20 protein-coding genes are annotated in these 15,862 nt (G+C 66.0%); 9 read left to right on the top strand and 11 right to left on the bottom strand.

Features of this window, described 5'->3' with window-relative positions; all coding sequences use genetic code 11:
- Nucleotides 1-74 precede the first annotated feature (74 nt).
- The 4 genes from ASE39_RS17705 to ASE39_RS17690 all read left to right on the top strand — a co-directional run bounded on the left by ASE39_RS17705 (nt 75) and on the right by ASE39_RS17690 (nt 3,352).
- On the top strand, nt 75-1,130 hold the full coding sequence (locus tag ASE39_RS17705; protein ID WP_082615495.1) for an ABC transporter substrate-binding protein: 1,056 nt from the start codon (nt 75-77) through the stop codon (nt 1,128-1,130).
- 14 nt (nt 1,131-1,144) lie between these two features.
- Complete coding sequence (locus ASE39_RS17700) at nt 1,145-2,158, top strand: ABC transporter ATP-binding protein (protein ID WP_057271988.1); 1,014 nt, start codon at nt 1,145-1,147, stop codon at nt 2,156-2,158.
- Nucleotides 2,155-3,030, top strand: coding sequence for an ABC transporter permease (locus ASE39_RS17695; protein WP_057271987.1), 876 nt, complete (start codon nt 2,155-2,157; stop codon nt 3,028-3,030). Before ASE39_RS17700 ends, ASE39_RS17695 begins: the two co-directional genes overlap by 4 nt.
- A gap of 127 nt (nt 3,031-3,157) precedes the next feature.
- Complete coding sequence (locus ASE39_RS17690) at nt 3,158-3,352, top strand: DUF2905 family protein (RefSeq protein WP_010462719.1); 195 nt, start codon at nt 3,158-3,160, stop codon at nt 3,350-3,352.
- A gap of 47 nt (nt 3,353-3,399) precedes the next feature.
- Here the strand turns inward: ASE39_RS17690 and otsA are convergent, their stop codons facing one another.
- Genes otsA through otsB form a run of 3 tightly spaced genes read right to left on the bottom strand, consistent with a single transcriptional unit; the run spans nt 3,400 to nt 7,382 of the window.
- Complete coding sequence (gene otsA / locus ASE39_RS17685; RefSeq protein ID WP_057271986.1) at nt 3,400-4,779, bottom strand: alpha,alpha-trehalose-phosphate synthase (UDP-forming); 1,380 nt, start codon at nt 4,777-4,779, stop codon at nt 3,400-3,402.
- A 48-nt stretch (nt 4,780-4,827) separates the two neighbouring features.
- A complete protein-coding gene (locus ASE39_RS17680; protein WP_057271985.1) occupies nt 4,828-6,633 on the bottom strand; it encodes a glycoside hydrolase family 15 protein in 1,806 nt (601 codons plus the stop codon).
- A complete protein-coding gene (gene otsB, locus ASE39_RS17675; RefSeq protein WP_010462716.1) occupies nt 6,630-7,382 on the bottom strand; it encodes a trehalose-phosphatase in 753 nt (250 codons plus the stop codon). Before otsB ends, ASE39_RS17680 begins: the two co-directional genes overlap by 4 nt.
- 203 nt (nt 7,383-7,585) lie before the next feature.
- On the opposite strand from otsB, the gene trxC reads away from it, so the two are divergent.
- The gene (trxC, locus tag ASE39_RS17670; protein WP_010462715.1) at nt 7,586-8,023 is read left to right on the top strand and encodes a thioredoxin TrxC; all 438 of its coding nucleotides are present in this window, start codon (nt 7,586-7,588) and stop codon (nt 8,021-8,023) included.
- Between the two features lie 10 nt (nt 8,024-8,033).
- On the opposite strand, the gene ASE39_RS17665 is transcribed toward trxC, so the two are convergent.
- From ASE39_RS17665 to ASE39_RS17650, 4 genes are read right to left on the bottom strand one after another with little or no spacing between them, the layout of a single operon-like run.
- Nucleotides 8,034-8,516 carry a DoxX family protein gene (locus ASE39_RS17665; protein WP_057229306.1) on the bottom strand — a complete coding sequence of 161 codons (483 nt, stop codon included), beginning with the start codon at nt 8,514-8,516 and terminating at the stop codon, nt 8,034-8,036.
- Nucleotides 8,513-9,307, bottom strand: coding sequence for a DNA-binding domain-containing protein (locus ASE39_RS17660; RefSeq protein ID WP_057271984.1), 795 nt, complete (start codon nt 9,305-9,307; stop codon nt 8,513-8,515). Before ASE39_RS17660 ends, ASE39_RS17665 begins: the two co-directional genes overlap by 4 nt.
- Entirely contained in the window at nt 9,298-10,149 is an 852-nt protein-coding gene (locus ASE39_RS17655; protein ID WP_057271983.1) for a DUF692 domain-containing protein, read from the bottom strand. The genes ASE39_RS17660 and ASE39_RS17655 overlap by 10 nt, the downstream gene beginning before the upstream one ends.
- A 12-nt stretch (nt 10,150-10,161) precedes the next feature.
- Nucleotides 10,162-10,449 carry a DUF2282 domain-containing protein gene (locus ASE39_RS17650; RefSeq protein ID WP_057271982.1) on the bottom strand — a complete coding sequence of 96 codons (288 nt, stop codon included), beginning with the start codon at nt 10,447-10,449 and terminating at the stop codon, nt 10,162-10,164.
- Nucleotides 10,450-10,662: 213 nt separating this feature from the next.
- On the opposite strand from ASE39_RS17650, the gene ASE39_RS17645 reads away from it, so the two are divergent.
- Both ASE39_RS17645 and ASE39_RS17640 read left to right on the top strand, forming a co-directional pair.
- The gene (locus tag ASE39_RS17645) at nt 10,663-11,292 is read left to right on the top strand and encodes a sigma-70 family RNA polymerase sigma factor (RefSeq protein ID WP_010462707.1); all 630 of its coding nucleotides are present in this window, start codon (nt 10,663-10,665) and stop codon (nt 11,290-11,292) included.
- Between the two features lies 1 nt (nt 11,293).
- On the top strand, nt 11,294-11,935 hold the full coding sequence (locus ASE39_RS17640; RefSeq protein WP_057271981.1) for a DUF1109 domain-containing protein: 642 nt from the start codon (nt 11,294-11,296) through the stop codon (nt 11,933-11,935).
- A gap of 34 nt (nt 11,936-11,969) precedes the next feature.
- Here ASE39_RS17640 and ASE39_RS17635 read toward each other — a convergent pair whose 3' ends face one another.
- Complete coding sequence (locus ASE39_RS17635; RefSeq protein WP_057272124.1) at nt 11,970-12,428, bottom strand: N-acetyltransferase; 459 nt, start codon at nt 12,426-12,428, stop codon at nt 11,970-11,972.
- Nucleotides 12,429-12,573: 145 nt separating this feature from the next.
- Nucleotides 12,574-13,824: a multifunctional CCA addition/repair protein gene (locus tag ASE39_RS17630; protein WP_057271980.1), complete on the bottom strand. Its 1,251-nt coding sequence runs from the start codon at nt 13,822-13,824 to the stop codon at nt 12,574-12,576.
- A gap of 45 nt (nt 13,825-13,869) precedes the next feature.
- Between ASE39_RS17630 and ASE39_RS17625 the strand changes: the two genes are divergently transcribed.
- Nucleotides 13,870-14,325: a hypothetical protein gene (locus ASE39_RS17625; RefSeq protein WP_010462699.1), complete on the top strand. Its 456-nt coding sequence runs from the start codon at nt 13,870-13,872 to the stop codon at nt 14,323-14,325.
- A gap of 8 nt (nt 14,326-14,333) precedes the next feature.
- Nucleotides 14,334-14,795, top strand: coding sequence for a hypothetical protein (locus ASE39_RS26590; RefSeq protein ID WP_140426823.1), 462 nt, complete (start codon nt 14,334-14,336; stop codon nt 14,793-14,795).
- A 44-nt stretch (nt 14,796-14,839) separates the two neighbouring features.
- Here ASE39_RS26590 and ASE39_RS17615 read toward each other — a convergent pair whose 3' ends face one another.
- Together ASE39_RS17615 and ASE39_RS17610 are read right to left on the bottom strand one after the other, a co-directional pair.
- Nucleotides 14,840-15,148, bottom strand: a complete 309-nt coding sequence (locus tag ASE39_RS17615; protein WP_057271978.1) for an NIPSNAP family protein — start codon at nt 15,146-15,148, stop codon at nt 14,840-14,842.
- An 8-nt stretch (nt 15,149-15,156) separates the two neighbouring features.
- The gene (locus ASE39_RS17610; protein WP_057271977.1) at nt 15,157-15,849 is read right to left on the bottom strand and encodes a glutathione S-transferase family protein; all 693 of its coding nucleotides are present in this window, start codon (nt 15,847-15,849) and stop codon (nt 15,157-15,159) included.
- Nucleotides 15,850-15,862: the final 13 nt, after the last annotated feature.

Below are 15,862 nucleotides of genomic sequence, written 5' to 3'. Positions count from 1 at the left end.
TGATAGCTATCAGCGCTTATGGATCAAGCGCTAGGGCCACTTTTTGTTTGATTTTTTTGATTTGGAAGACTGCCATGACCCTTTCGACCCGTCCCTTTCTTGATCGCAGGACCCTGGGCCGCAAGACCGCTGGATGGCTCACGGCCACGGGGCTGCTGTTGGGGAGCCTCGGGCTGTCGGCGCCGGCCCATGCGGTCGAGGGCCAGCTTCGCATCGCGCAGCAGTTCGGCATCGTCTACCTGCTGCTCAACGTGGCGCAGGAACAGAGGCTCATCGAGAAGCACGGCAAGGCCGCGGGCGTGGACATCAAGGTCGAGTTCCTGCAGCTGTCGGGCGGTTCGGCCGTCAACGATGCGCTGCTGTCGGGCAACATCGACATCGCGGGTGCCGGCGTGGGCCCGCTGTTCACGCTGTGGGACCGCACCAAGGGCCGCCAGAACGTCAAGGGCGTGGCCTCGCTGGGCAACTTTCCCTACTACCTGGTGAGCAACAACCCGGCCGTGAAGACCATTGCAGACTTCACCGACAAGGACCGCATCGCGCTGCCGGCCGTCGGTGTGTCGGTGCAGTCGCGCGTGCTGCAGATGGCCTCGGCCAAGCTCTGGGGCGACAAGGAGTTCAACCGCCTGGACAAGAACCAGGTGGCCTTGCCGCACCCCGACGCGGCGGCCGCCATCATCAAGGGCGGCACCGAGATCACCGGCCACTTCGGCAACCCGCCTTTCCAGGAGCAGGAACTGGCCGGCAACCCCAAGGCAAAGATCGTCCTCAACTCGTACGACGTTCTGGGCGGCCCGGCATCGGCCACCGTGCTCTACGCCACCGAGAAATTCCGCGCCGAGAGCCCCAAGACCTACAAGGCCTTCGTCGATGCGCTCGATGAAGCCGCGAAATTCGTCGCCGCCAACCCCGAGAAGGCGGCCGACATCTACCTCAAGGTATCGGGTGGCAACACCGACCGGGGCCTGCTGCTCAAGATCATCCAGAACCCCGAGGTGCAGTTCAAGGTGCGCCCCGAGAACACGCTGGGCATGGGCCAGTTCCTGCACCGCGTGGGCGCCATCAAGAACCAGCCGACCGCGCTCAAGGACTACTTCTTTGAAGACGCGCTCACGGCGTCTGGCAACTGAGTGAGCCTCCTGGCATGAGCGAGCACACCATCCGCCTGGGGCCCTTTTCACCCCCGCTGCAGAGCGAACGCACGGCGCTGGAGGACGAGGCACTGGGCCTGACCGTGGGCGAGAGCCGTGCCGCTGCCGTGCCAGTCCCTGCCGATACCGCGTTGCTACAGGTGCAGGGCGTGAGCATTGACTACCGCACGCGCGAGCGCGTGGTACGCGCCACGCACCGCGTGGGCTTCGACGTGCATAAAGGCGACCGCTTCGTGCTGCTCGGGGCCTCGGGCTGCGGCAAATCCACGCTGCTCAAATCCATTGCTGGATTCATTGCTCCGAGCGAGGGCCAGATCCTGCTCAACGGCCGTGCCGTCACGCGGCCCGGGCCCGACCGGGTGGTGGTGTTCCAGGAGTTCGACCAGCTACCGCCGTGGAAGACCGTGCGCGACAACGTGATGTTTCCGCTGCTGGCCTCGCGCAGCGTGGGCCGCAAGGAGGCCGCCGAACGTGCGGCGCTCTACATCGACAAGGTGGGTCTCACGAAGTTCGCCGACGTGCACCCGCACCAGCTGTCGGGCGGCATGAAGCAGCGCGTGGCCATTGCGCGCGCGCTGGCCATGCAGCCCCAGGTGCTGCTGATGGACGAACCCTTTGCCGCGCTCGACGCCCTCACGCGCCGGCGCATGCAGGAAGAACTGCTCTCGCTGTGGGACGAGTTCCGCTTCACGCTGATCTTCGTCACGCACTCCATCGAGGAGGCGCTGGTGGTGGGCAACCGCATCGCAATCCTCTCGCCGCATCCGGGGCGGCTGCGCGCCGAGGTCAACAGCCACCAATTCGGGCTGCACAGCCTGGGCGGTACCGAATTCCAGGCCACGGCCCAGCGCATCCACCGGCTGCTGTTCGACGAGCCCGCCGCCGGCGCGGTGCCAGGATCGGTGCAGGCCGATGCCGAGGCCCTGGCGCCCGGCCGCCAGGGCGGAGTGCCGCTCATCAATCCCCAGCGGCCCGCGGGTTCGCTGCCTTTCCAGATTTCCGTATGAGCGCTTCGTTGTTGACCCCTCCCGTGCGCCCCGAGTTCGAGCGCAGCCTGGAGCCGCTGGGCGGTATCGCGCCCGTGCAACCCTTGCCGCTGGCCGCGCGCATCTGGCAGCAGGCCTGGGTGCGCAAGCTCGTGATCCTGGCGGTGCTGGCCGTGCTGTGGGAGGTGGTGGCGCGCTGGCAGGACAACGACCTGCTGCTGCCCACCTTCCTGCAGACCGCCAAGGCATTGGTGGAGGGCTTGGCCTCGGGCGAGCTGATCGGCAAGACGGCGATCTCGCTGTCGGTGCTGCTCAAGGGCTATCTCGCGGGCATCTTCGGGGCCTTCGTGCTCACCACGCTGGCCGTGTCCACCCAGTTCGGGCGCGACCTGCTGTCCACGCTGACCTCCATGTTCAACCCACTGCCGGCCATCGCGCTGTTGCCGCTGGCGCTGCTGTGGTTCGGCCTCGGGCAGGGCAGCCTGGTGTTCGTGCTGATCCACTCGGTGCTGTGGCCGCTGGCACTCAACACCTACGCGGGCTTCCAGTCCGTGCCCGAGACGCTGCGCATGGCCGGCCGCAACTATGGCCTCACCGGCATCCGCTATGTGCTGCAGATCCTGGTGCCGGCCGCGCTGCCGTCCATCCTGTCGGGCCTGAAGATCGGCTGGGCCTTCGCCTGGCGCACACTGATCGCGGCCGAGCTGGTGTTCGGCGCGTCGTCGGGCAAGGGCGGCCTGGGCTGGTACATCTTCCAGAACCGCAATGAGCTCTATACCGACAAGGTGTTCGCGGGACTGGTGCTGGTGATTTTGATCGGCCTGGCGGTGGAGAGCCTGGGGTTCCATACGCTGGAGCGGCTGACGGTGCGGCGCTGGGGTGTTCAGCGCTGAAAGAACGAAGGTCCCTGAATCGCTTGTGGTGCTTCCTTCCTCAAGGGGGAAGACCCCAGTGCGGCAGCGCTGCGCCTGCATGTGCGTCGAGAGGCGCTGAAAGGACCTGCCGCCCTACACTGTGGGCATGATCCGCTGGCTTCTTGTCGTCTTTCTGGCTCTGATGTTGCTGAGCTGGCTCTCGCCCCTGCTTCGGCGCATGGGGTTTGGCCGCTTGCCTGGCGACCTGCGCTTTCGCTGGCTCGGCCGGGACTGGGACGTGCCTTTGGCTTCGACGCTGCTTCTGAGCTTTGTGTTGAGCCTGCTGACGAAGTTGCTCTGAGCCTTCGCTGCGCGCGACGGGGCTAGCCAGGCGGCGCGTGGAGGTCGTCAGTCGCCCGCCGCCTGGAGAGCCTTCAGGAACGACTTTCGCCACCAGTGCACGTCGTGCTCGCGCAGGCGAGCCATGAGTTTCTGGTGGCGCGCCTGCCGCTCGGCCAGTGGCATTTGCAGCGCCTGCTGGATGCTGTCGGCCATGCCTTGGGTGTCGTAGGGGTTCACCAGCAGCGCTTCTTTCAGTTGCTCGGCCGCACCCGCGAAGCGGGACAACACGAGCACGCCCGGGTCGTCTGGGTCTTGCGCCACCACATACTCTTTGGCCACCAGGTTCATGCCATCGCGCAGTGGCGTGACCAAGCCCACGGCGGCGGCGCGGCACAGACCCGGCACCCGCTTGCGCGCCACCATCCGGTGGATGTAGCGCACCGGCATCCAGTCGAGTTCGCCATAGTCGCCGTTCACCGCGCCGCACAGGCCCTCCAGCTCCTGGCGCAGGTCGGCATAGGCGTTGACGTCGTCGCGCGTGGGCGAGGCGATCATGATGAGTGTGGCGCTGTCGCGGTTTTCCGGGTAACGGTCCAGCAGCTCGCGGAACGCGCGCACGCGGTGCGGGATGCCCTTGGAATAGTCGAGCCGGTCAATGCCCAGCAGCAGGCGCCTGCGTGAATACTCGTCGCGCATGTTCTCGTACGTTTCGACCGCATCGGGCGCGTGCGTAAGGCGCGTGAATTCGTCCACGTCGATGCCGATGGGAAAGGCCTGCACCTGCACCGTGCCGCCGAACGCGCGAAGCCGTTGGGCGTCCACCTCCTCGGCGCTGCCTTCGTTGCGCACGTAGCGTGTGAAATGCGACACGTCGGCCTCGCTCTGCAGGCCCACCAGGTCGTAGGCGAACAGCGAACGCATCAACCACTCGTGCTGCGGAATGGCTGCCATGATGAGCGGCGGTGGCATCGGAATGTGCAGAAAAAAACCGATGCGCTGCTTGCAGGCCATGGCACGCAGCTCGGCGGCCAGCGGAATCAGGTGGTAGTCGTGCACCCAGAGGATGTCATCGTCGCGCAAGAGCGGCAGCAGCTTGCGCGCAAACATCTGGTTCACGCGCCGGTAGCCCGCGATGTAGCTGGCATTGAAGTCGGCCAGGTCCAGGCGGTAGTGAAACACCGGCCACAGCACGCTGTTGCTGTAGCCATGGTAGTAGCTGTCATGGTCTTCGCGGCACAGGTCCACGGTGGCCAGGGTGACGGCACCAGCCTGCCGCGTGTGCAGTTCACCCTCGCCGGGTGTCCCTCCTTCGACCACGTTGCCGCTCCAGCCAAACCACAGCCCGCCTGTCTGGTTCAGGGCCTCTCCGAGGGCGACGGCGAGGCCGCCAGCAGCGGGTTTGCGGGGATCGGCGAGGCGGTTGGAGATGACGACAAGGCGGCTCATGGGTCGATCATCGTTGTGGATCGCCCCAGGCCGTTGTCGGACAGGGCCTCAAATCACGCTGTCCCAGGGGGCTGACAGGCGCACGGCAGCGTTGATCACGCCCACCATCGAATAGGTCTGCGGGAAGTTGCCCCACATCTCGCGCGTTTCGGGGTGCGTGTCTTCGGACAGCAGGCCCAGCGGGTTGCGGGCGGCCAGCATGGTCTCGAAGATGGCGCGCGCCTCGGCCTTGCGGCCAATGCGCGCCAGGGCATCGATGCGCCAGAAGGTGCAGATGTTGAAGGCTGTTTCGGGCTTGCCGAAGTCGTCGGCCGCCTCGTAGCGGCGCATGTAGGGGCCGTCGCACAGGCTCTTTTCCATGGCCTCCACGGTGCTCACGAAGCGCGGGTCTTTCGGGTCGATGAGGCCGACCTCGGCCATCAGCAATACGCTGGCATCGAGTTCATGGCCGCCAAAACTTTCGGCAAACGCATGGCGCGCTTCGCACCACGATTTGTCCAGGATTTCGGCGCGCATGCGGTCCGCATGCTGCTGCCAGTGGCTGGCGCGGTCGGCCAGCTGCAGGGTGGCGGCGATCTTGGCCAGCCGGTCGCAGGCGGCCCAGCTCATCAGGGCGGACGAAGTGTGCACCCGGGCACGTGTGCGCAGCTCCCACATGCCTGCATCGGGCTGGCCGTAGACACGCACTGCGTTCTCGCCCACCTGTTCCAGCCGCGTGAATTCGGCCAGGCCCGCGCGGTGCAGCAGGCGGTGGTCGTGAAAGGCCTGGGCCGCGCCCAGCACGATGTTGCCGTACACGTCATGCTGGAAATGCTCTGCCGCCTGGTTGCCCACGCGCACGGGGCCCATGCCCCGGTAGCCCGCCAGCTGGGGCACAAGGCTCTCGGGCAGTTCTTGCTCCAGGCCAATACCGTACAGCGGCTGGATGTGGCCATCGCCGCCTTCCACCACCACGTTGCTGAGCCAGCGCAGATAGTCCTCCATGGTGCCCACTTCGGAGATGCTGTTGAGCGCGCGCACCACGAAGAACGCGTCGCGCAGCCAGCAGTAGCGGTAGTCCCAGTTGCGGCCGCTGTGGGCGGACTCGGGGATGCTGGTGGTCATGGCGGCCACGATGGCACCGGTGTCCTCGTACAGTGAGAGCTTGAGCGTGATGGCCGCACGGATGACGGCTTCTTGCCACTCCAGCGGCACGGCCAGGGCGCGGGTCCAGCTGCGCCAGTAGGCCGTGGTCTCCTGCTCGAACAGGCGCGCGGTGTCGGCAATGCCCTCCACCAGCGTTTCGTCGGCCCCCAGCAGAAAGTTGTGTTCGCGCGTGAGTACAAACGCCTGGCCTGACAGCACGTGCGAGACCGGTGCATCGGTGGACAGGCGCAGCGTCATGCCCTCGCCCACATAGCGGATGTGATTGCTGCCGCGCGTGATTTCGGGTGTGGTCTGGCCCCAGTCGTAGCGCACCTTGAGCGCCACGCGGATGCGCGGCGCGCCCTGGATGGGGCGCACCCGGCGTACCAGCGTCATGGGCCGGAAGTAGCGCGAGCGGCTGTAAAAGCGCGGCGCAAAGTCGGTGATCTCCACCCCATGGCCTGCCTTGTCAAACAGCTGCGTGCGCAGGATGGCGGTATTGGGCTCATACCACTGGTGGGCCGAGGCGAGGTCTTCGAGTTCGATCGCGAAGTGGCTGCCTTCGTCGCCGGGCTGCAGCAGGGCGTTGAACACCGGGTCTCCATCAAAACGCGGCAGGCAGCACCACACCATGCGGGCGTGGTTGTCGATCAGTGCGCTGATGGCGCAATTGCCGATCATCCCCAGGTTGAGCGATCCCGCTTGGGGGTCGTTGGCGGCTGTGTTCATGGTTCGCGCTCCGGGTTCAGGTGGTTCCAATGGGTTCGCGTGGCCGACAGCCAGCCACGCAATGCGGCGGGTGTCATGCAGCGGTGTTGTGCCATGGTCGGCCCTTCGCCCACCTTGATGCCCCAGCCGCCCAGCGCCTGCACGGCGGCAAAGCCAGCTTCGTCGGTGACGTCATCGCCCACGAAGACTGGCATACGTCCTGCAAAGGGTGCCTGGGTCATGAAATCAGCAATGGCCTGGCCCTTGTCGACGCCACGGGGCTTCACTTCAAAGACGCATTTGCCATGCAACAGTTCCACGCCCTCCACATGGCGCATGGCGCGTACCAGGGTGTCGTGGCACAACGCGGCCAGTTGGGGGGCCTGGCGGTAGTGCAGGGCCACGCTGACGCGCTTGGGCTCCACCAGCAGCCCGGGGTTGCGCGCTGCAAGGTCGTACGCAGCCCGAAGAACGGGCTCCAGATCCGGCGGTAGAACGGCCGGAAGCGAAGTGTCGGCCAGGCGGTATTGGGCACCATGCTCACTCGCCAGCGGCAGGCGCAGCGGGGCCAGGAATCCGTCGATGTCGGCCTCAGGCCGCCCGGTCACGATGGCCAGCGCACCCCCCAGGTGGGTGTACAGCGATAGCAGCGTTGGGACCAGCCCGGAGGCGACGCGCACCGCCTCGGGGCGTGGTGCCAGCTCGGTGAGCGTGCCATCGAAGTCCAGAAAAAGCGCATGGGCAGTTGTCAGTAGGGGGAGCAGCTGCATGGGTCAAACCTTAGCAGACGCCGTGAAGCTGACCGGGGGGAAAGGGTGATTCAGCGTTGGTAAACGCGCGCAAGGTGTGCGACCCATTGCAACATTGGGCCGCCATTGCCATTGGTCTGGCAGGACCACCCTTGAAACGCAAAGCTTCTGCCGCAATGTGTAAAAAACCCGCTCTTGCTCTTGCTTGAACCTGATCTCACCCCATGACCGAAGCCCTGCACATCGTCTGCCCGCACTGCCACACCACCAATCGCGTGCAAAGCGCAGATCTGGCCCATGCACCCGATTGCGGAAAGTGCCACCAGGGGCTTTTTGTGGGCGCCCCTCTGGAACTGGATGGGGCGAGTTTTGACAAACATGTGGGGCGCAGCCACATTCCGGTGCTGGTGGATTTCTGGGCGCCCTGGTGTGGGCCGTGCCGCCAGATGGCGCCCGCCTTTGCCCAGGCGGCCCGTGAGCTGGAGCCGCGTGTGCGCCTGGCCAAGCTCAATACCGAAGAACACCAGGCCATCGCGGCACGTTATGCCATCCGCAGCATTCCGACCATGGTCCTTTTTCAGCAGGGGCGTGAGGTGGCGCGTATCTCAGGCGCGCTGGGTGCTGCGGACATCGTGCGCTGGGTGCAGACGGCCGCGGGCTGATGCAAGGGTTTCAGCGAATTCCCAGCACGCGGTCCAGCGACACATTGCCCGCACCGCGCCCTGCCAGGTACAGCATCAGCCCCGCCCACGACAGGTGCGTGGGCCAGGCATCCGGATACACAAAAACCTGAATGACCAGTGTCATGCCCAACAAGGCCACAGCCGACAGGCGCGTGAACAGGCCCAGCACGAGCAGGATGGGAAACACATGTTCGGCCACGGTGGCCATCTGCGCCGCCAGTTCAGGCGGCAACAAGGGCAGTTTGTATTCTTCGCGGAACAGCGCGTAGGCGCTGTCGGAGATCGTGAACCAGCCATCGACCTTGGTGCGGGCAGACAGCCAGAAGATGCCCGCGATGGCCACGCGGTTGACCAGGGCCAGCAGACTGTGGGGGGTGAGCCAGGCAGCGGCATCGGCCAGGCGGGCCAGCAGAACGCGGGGGCCTTTGGTGGGTGCTGTGGGGAAGTGGGGGGATTGGGTGTGGGTGGTCATAGGGCCTCCTCGGCCTGTGGGTGTGAATGTGGATGTGAATGGGGTGGGACCAGGGCCCCCGCGTCCAGCAAGGTGCCCAGGAGCGCGGCAAAGTCAGTGGCGGGATCGGTATCTAAGGCGCGGGTGGCGGCGGCTTCCAGAGTCTGGCCCTCTGCGCAGGCGTCCAAAAAAGCAACCCCTGCGCGCGAAAGCGGGCGCCAGGTCACTTCCGCGTGTGGCCGGGTGAGCAGGCCGCCATCACCCGCCCAGGCCAGCGATTCGGGTAGGGCCAAGCCTTCACGGTGGCTCTGCCACAGGCGATAGGCCGGGTGCCCATTGCACCAGGTCCAGTGCGCAGCGGGGTGGGGATGCAGTTGCAAGGCGGGCAGCGTTTCTGGCGCTTGCCGGGCCCACCAGGCTCGGTCCACGGCGGTAGCGTCGGCTGCCAGATGGCACTCGGTCCAGCCGCGGTCCAGGCGCGCTATGGCGGGCAGGTAGGGCAACCCGGCCGCAGGTTCAAACCCGGCCAGGAAGTCGCCAAACCCAGCGCCGTAGTCCACTAGCAGTCCATCACAAGGCGGTTGCTGGCGCGCATAGACCGCTGCGGCGGCGCGGAACCAGCCTTCGCCCACCAGCTGGCACACCGTGGGGTAGCTGGCCTGCAGGGCATCGACACAGCCCTTGAGCACGGTGTTGCGGTACACGGCAAAGCCGGGCTGGGCCTCCAGGGCCACTAGCCACGCGGTGGTTGGGGGATGGCCCGCGCCGAGCAGGGCGGCCGAGAAACCATCCTGAAAGTCGGTCAGCTGCATGCGGCCTCCTCGGTGTGCGCAGCCATGAGTACATGGTGGGCCTGGTCACGCTCGCCCAGCAGTTCACAGAAGTCGGGCAGGTTGTCATCACGCTCGATGAGGGTGGGGATGGGACCTACGCGCTCGATCACGCGTTGGTACAGCGCCCACACGGCGGGCGCCACTGGGGCGTCGTGGCTGTCGATGAGCAAGGTGTTGCCATGCACCGGGTCGGCATGGTGGCCCGCCAGGTGGATCTCGGCCACGGCGTGCAGGGGAAACGCATCCAGGTACGCCTGCGCGCAAAAGCCCAGGTTGTTCGCGCTGATATGGACGTTGTTCACGTCCAGCAGCAGCGCACAACCGGTGCGCCGCACCAATTCGGCCAGAAAGTCGGTCTCGGCCCATGCGTGGCCATCGATGTGCAGATAGTGCGTGGGGTTCTCGATGGCGATGGGCCGTTGCAGCACATCCTGTGTGCGGGCGATGTTGCTTGCAATGCGGTGCAGCGCCGCGTGCGTGCGGGGAAACGGCAGCAGGTCGGGCAGATACTGACCGCGCCAGGTGGACCACGCCAGGTGCTCCGAGATGATCACAGGCTCCACGCGCCGCGCCAGTGCCGCCAGGCGGCCCAGGTGCGCCGCATCGGGCGGTGCATCGGCCGCAAGGGACAGGGACACGCCGTGCAGCGCCATGGGGTGGCGTGCGCGGATCGCATCCAGATACGCCAGGCGCGGGCCGCCATCGGCCAGGTAGTTCTCGGGGTGCACCTCCCACCACAGGCCGGGGGCGGTGCACTGCAGCGCCTCGCCGTAGTGCTGGGGCTTGAGGCCCAGACCAGCGGTGAGGGGGCGCGGAGTCATGGCATCAGCCTCTTAGGCCTTGGCGGGTGCCAGCGAACCCATGCCCTTGGGCGTCTTGATCGACGCGCAGGTGCCTGCGGGCACGAACTTCCAGGCGTTGCCCTGGTAGTCCATCTTGGAGGTGCCGGCGCAGGTGGTGCCGGGGCCTGCTGCGCAGTCGTTCTTGCCAGCCATCGAGACGCCGTAGCACTTCTCCATGGCGGGCTTGGCTCCTTCCATGGGGGCGGTCTGGGCCATGGCGGCGCCAGAAGTCAGGGCAATGAGGGCGAATGCGCCGAGGCTGAGGGTGCGAGTGGTCATGGTACGGTTCTCCAAGGGTTGGGTAGTGGTTGAATCCGACCGGGTTGCGACACAGAGGTCGCGTTGAATGGCCCGATCTGCGTTGTAATTCGCGCTGTGCAGCAGGCGGGTTACAGCGCTGCGCAAAAGAATCGTGGCGGCATGGCGTAAATATTTTTTCTGTTGCCTGTAACCCATTGGCCTCGGAGTACGAATTCCTTGCAGGGAGACACCATGGAGATAGTGGAAGAGCGCCTGCGCGGTTTGCTGCTGCAAGGGCTGGACGCCGACGCAGCCGCCTACCAGCGCTTTCTGAAAGAGCTGAGCGCACACCTGCGTGCGTTTTTGCGCCGCCGTCTGATGCAGCGGCCCGACGAGGTGGAGGACCTGGTGCAGGAGACGCTGCTGGCGGTGCACAACCAGCGCCACACTTATCGGCCCGAGATGCCGGTGACGGCCTGGGCGCATGCGATTGCGCGCTACAAGCTCATCGATTGGCTGCGCTCGCACGCCGTGAAGGAAGGGCGCAACGACCCGCTGGACGATGCCGATGAGTTGTTTGCCAGCAGCGACAGCGAGGCCGCCGAAGCCCGGCGCGACCTGGGGCAGTTGTTGCGCACCTTGCCCGACAAGCAGCGTCTGCCGATCGAGTGCGTGAAGCTGGAAGGTTTGTCGGTCGTCGAGACGGCGCGCCTCACGGGGCTGTCGGAGTCGGCCGTCAAAGTCGGCGTGCACCGGGGGCTCAAGGCCCTGGCCGCCAAGATCAGGGACATGACTTACGCGCAACAGGGGTCAGGCAAACCGCCGGGTACAGAAGGCCGGTCGTTGTTGCATTCTGATGTGCGTAAGTCCCAGGGGAAATAGCATGAAAACCGATGAATTGATCCACCTGCTCGCCGCCGATGACCGGCCGGTGCAGAACAACGCGATAGAGCAACGGTTTGCCGTGGCCGCCGCAGTTGGCATTGCCGGTGCCGGGGTGCTGATGCTGGCCCTGTTCGGGCTGCGCCCCGACCTGCTGGCGACCATGGCGCTGCCCATGTTCTGGGGCAAGCTGGTGTTTGCAGCTGCACTGGCCGCCGCTGGGCTGGCGCTGCTGCGCCGCATGGCCCGCCCCGGCATGGCGGTGGGGCCTGCGGCGCTGCTGCTGGCAGTGCCGCCGCTGGTGTTGTGGGCCATGGCATTGTGGGCGTTGTCGCAGGTGACTGCGGTAGAGCGTGTGCCGCTGATCCTGGGCAGCACCTGGCGCACCTGTCCGTTCAATATCGCGGCGCTGTCGGTGCCTGCGTTGGCTGCGGGCTTCTGGGCCCTGAAGGGGGCCGCGCCCACGCGCCTGGCCTGGGCGGGCGCGGGCGCCGGGTTGCTGGCGGGCGCGTTGGGCGCTTTGGTGTATGCCCTGCATTGCCCCGAGATGGCCACGCCGTTCCTGGCGGTCTGGTACCTGGCGGGCATGGCCATCCCGACGGCGCTTGGGGCCGTACTGGGGCCGCGCCTGCTGCGCTGGTAATTGCTATCTGGGCAGCGGCGCGGTGGCGGTCAGGTCAGGCCGCTACCCGCCTGTTGTAGGCGCGAAAGACGGTGTCCTGCGTCCAGCCCAGCGATTCGTAGAGCGACTGCGCCGTGGTGTTGGTGTGCGCCGTGGTCAGATCCATGCGCACCTTGCCGTGCGCGCGGGCCGTGGCTTCCGCCGCCACCAGCAAGCTGCGCCCGGCGCCTGTCTTGCGTGCTGCGGGGGCCACGAACAGGTCGTACAGCGTGTAGATGGGCGCTGCCTCCACCGAGCAGAAGGTTGGGTAAAGCTGGCAAAAACCTATCGCTGCTCCCGATGCATCCAGTGCCAGCAGCACCACGGACTCCCCGCGCTCCAGCCGCTGTGCGATGAATGTCCGGGCTCCAGCGAGGTCTGGCGCCTGCTCGTAGAACTGCCGGTAGGCATCAAACAGCGGCGCGATGGTGTCGGCGTCGGCCGGGGCGGCGGGGCGGATGTGCACAGCGGTCATGGAGGCGTTGGAATGGCTGTAGGGCGCGAGCATGCGCCAGGAACTTGCAAAGGTGCACCCCGGGGCGGGGCGCAAGCGGACGCGGATTGTAGGAAGTTTTGCCCTCGGTTTTTGACGGGTGTGCCTTGTTTTCCGCGGCCCTGGGTCAGGTGGCGTTGTTGTTGCCTGTCCACTGCGCCACCGCTTCCACCCGGGCCTGGTGGATCAGCGTGCCCACCTGCGGCCCGCTCATGCCCTTGGCCGCTGCCCGCGCTGCAATGTCGCGCGTGACCACCGACTGCACCGCCGCCAGCACGGCGGSGAGCCGCTGGCGCTGGGGGTAGGCCGACTCTTCAAATCCCAGCCGCCCGCGCGCATCGCATTCGCATGCCAGCAGGATGTCGGCAAAACGCTCGGGCTTGCGAATGGCATCGCAGCGCTCCAGCAGCCGCACCAGGGCGGCGGCCGACAGTTCGTGGCTGCGGTGGATGTGACCGTGTTCACGGGCCACCACATCGGCTGTCTCGCGGCAGTCCACCGGCACGCGCAGGCGCTCGGCCACGACCTTCAGCAGCTCGGCACTGCGCTCCTCGTGTCCGATGTGGCGTGGCAGCACGTCGGCGGCCGTGGTGCCCTTGCCCAGGTCGTGCGCCAGGCAGGCAAACCGCACAGTGAGTGGCGCCTGCAGCCGCGCGGCCATGTCCAGCACCATCATCAGGTGCACGCCCGTGTCCACCTCGGGGTGGTACTCCGCCCGCTGGGGCACGCCCCACAGGCGCGCCACTTCGGGCAGCAGCACCTGCAGCGCGCCGCACTCGCGCAGCACCTCGAACATGCGCGAGGGCTTTTCTTCCATCAGCCCGCGCGCCAGCTCCTGCCACACGCGCTCGGCCACCAGGTGGTCCGCCTCGCCGTGCTGCACCATCTCGCGCATCAGCTGCATCGTCTCGGGCGCCACCGTGAAGTCGGTGAATCGCGCCGCAAACCGCGCCACACGCAGGATGCGCACCGGGTCTTCGCGGAAGGCGTCGGTCACATGCCGCAGCACCCGCGCCTCGATGTCTTGGGCACCAAAATAGGGGTCAAAAATGCCTCCAGAGCTTATCCCATAAGCGCTGGTAGCTATTGCATTGATAGTAAGATCGCGGCGCGAAAGGTCTTCTTCCAGCGTCACATCGGGCGAGCTTTCCACCACAAAGCCCCGGTAGCCGCGCCCGCTCTTGCGCTCGGTGCGGGCCAGTGCGTACTCCTCGCGCGTGTCGGGGTGCAAAAAGACGGGGAAGTCGCGCCCCACGGGCAGATAGCCCAGTTCCAGCATCTGCTCGGGCGTCGCGCCCACGACCACCCAGTCGTGGTCGTTCACGGGCCGGCCCAGCAGCTTGTCGCGGACAGCGCCGCCCACCATGTAGATTTGCATCGGTGTAGTTTAGGCCGGGCCCCCGGCCGTATATTCCAGCCCACCATGTCCCTATCGTCCGACCTCACCATCGCCCAGCTCAACCCCGACGGCAGCGTGCCCGTGCCCACGGCGCCCGACGCAGCCGCCAACGCTGCAGCGGAAGCCCTGCAGCGCGAGGCGCAGTTCGAAGCTTTGAAAGCCAAGGTGGACGACCTGCAGGAGATCCTGGCCAAGCCGCTCAATGAAATCCTGGCCGATCGCGACAAGTTCAAGGAAGCGATGGCCGCGTGGGATGCCTTTGGCGCCATGTGGATGCTGTCGCAGCGCGCCATGAAGCGCGTGGCGCTGGACCTGGCCGCGCAGCAGGGGGTGAGCGAGGAAGAGGTGGTGGCGCGTGCGCTGGCCTATGCCAACCAGGTGCTCAACGCGGAAGAGGAAGACCTGGGCGGCACCGTGGCCCCCGCCCAGTTGGCGCACATCGCGCGGCACAAGCCGTTTTTGCGCAAGCAGTTTCGGTAGCGTGGGCGATGAAAAAACGTGTGACGGTGTTTACTTTTGCCTTGGCGGCTTTGCTGACGGGAATGGCTCTATGGCCGTACGCTCCTCCGCTTGAAACACTGACGGTGGAGAGTGCCACTGTCGGAGTAAAGCACCCGGGGCCGATGGCGCGCGAGGCCGTCTTTCGGACAGCGTCGGGCGCGCAGGTGTCCTGCGCGCGTGGACACAAATCGGGGGGATGCCCTATAGAACACTTGGTTCGAATGGAGGCGCGTCAAGCGCAGCTCACCGTGTGGCACGATGGCGCGCGCGTGTTCCAGATCGCCGACAAGGAGCGGATCCTCTATCCATACGAAGCTGTCTCCGATGGCCGCGCATTTCTATTCGCGATCGCAGCCATTGTCGCGCTGGTGGGATTGGGCCAGATGGCGATTCACATTGGCTGGGCTAACGAATATGACGATGAAGGCAAGCTGATCCAGCGCGAATAGACAGAGTCCTCGCGCTGGGCTTCCTACTGACCCGACCTGAAGTCTTAGTTGAACACCGGCCTGAAAAAACTCCGCTCGTAGCTCACGATGCACCCCGTCTCCTCGGCATAGCGGAACGCCGCCTGGCATTCCGCATCCTGCATCGACTGCTGGCGGTACACCTCGTAGGCCGCGAGGCTGTCAAAGGTGAACAATGCCAGTGCGATGTTGTTCGCGCCCTCGCTGGGCATGAAGTAGCCGTGGTGCTGGCCGCCGAACTTCTCGACCAGCGGTATCCACAGTTTTCCGTAGTGCTCAAACTCCTTGAGCTTGCTGGTGTTGAGCACGTAGCGCAGGTAGATGGTGACGGCCATGGCGGTGCTCAGCCTTCGGTATGGCGCAGGCGATAGGGTTCTTCGAAGTCCAGAAAGTCCTTCTCGGCCAGGGCGTCGTCGATCCAGGCCTTCACGCCGGGCAGGGCGCGCACGCGCTGCACATAGGCGGCGATGTGGGGTGGCACGGGCAGGGCGTAGGTGTGCAGGCGCATGCACACGGGGGCAAAGTAGGCGTCGGCCACGGTGAACTCGCCAAACAGCATGGGGCCGCCATGTTCCTGCAGCAGCGCGCTCCACATGTCCACCAGGCGTTGCACGTCGGCGCGCACGCCGGCCTGGTCGCGCCAGATCAGGGCGCCGGTGTCGGCCAGGTTCGCCTCGATGTTCATGGGGCAGTTGCTGCGCAGGGCGGTGAAGCCGCTGTGCATTTCGGCGCAAATGCTGCGGGCGCGCGCACGGGCCTTGGCGTCCGTGGGCCAGAGCTTTTTGTCAGGGTGGGTTTCAGCCACGTATTCGGCAATCGCCAGCGTGTCCCACACCACCAGGTCACCATCTGCCAGGACGGGCACCTTGCCCGTGGGGTTCACGGCGCCAATCGCGCGCTTGAACTCTGAATCGGCGTCAAAGCTGTCAAAGCGCACGCGCACTTCTTCAAACACGATGCCCGCCTGTTTGAGCAGCACCCAGGGGCGCATGGACCAGGAGGAGTAGTTCTTGTTGCCGATATAGAGCTTGAGCATGGGGCACCTGCCG

The organism is Acidovorax sp. Root267 (genome assembly GCF_001429215.1).
In the GTDB taxonomy this organism is placed as follows: Bacteria; Pseudomonadota; Gammaproteobacteria; order Burkholderiales; family Burkholderiaceae_C; genus Acidovorax; species Acidovorax radicis.
This window is presented reverse-complemented; position numbering and strand designations above follow the sequence as displayed.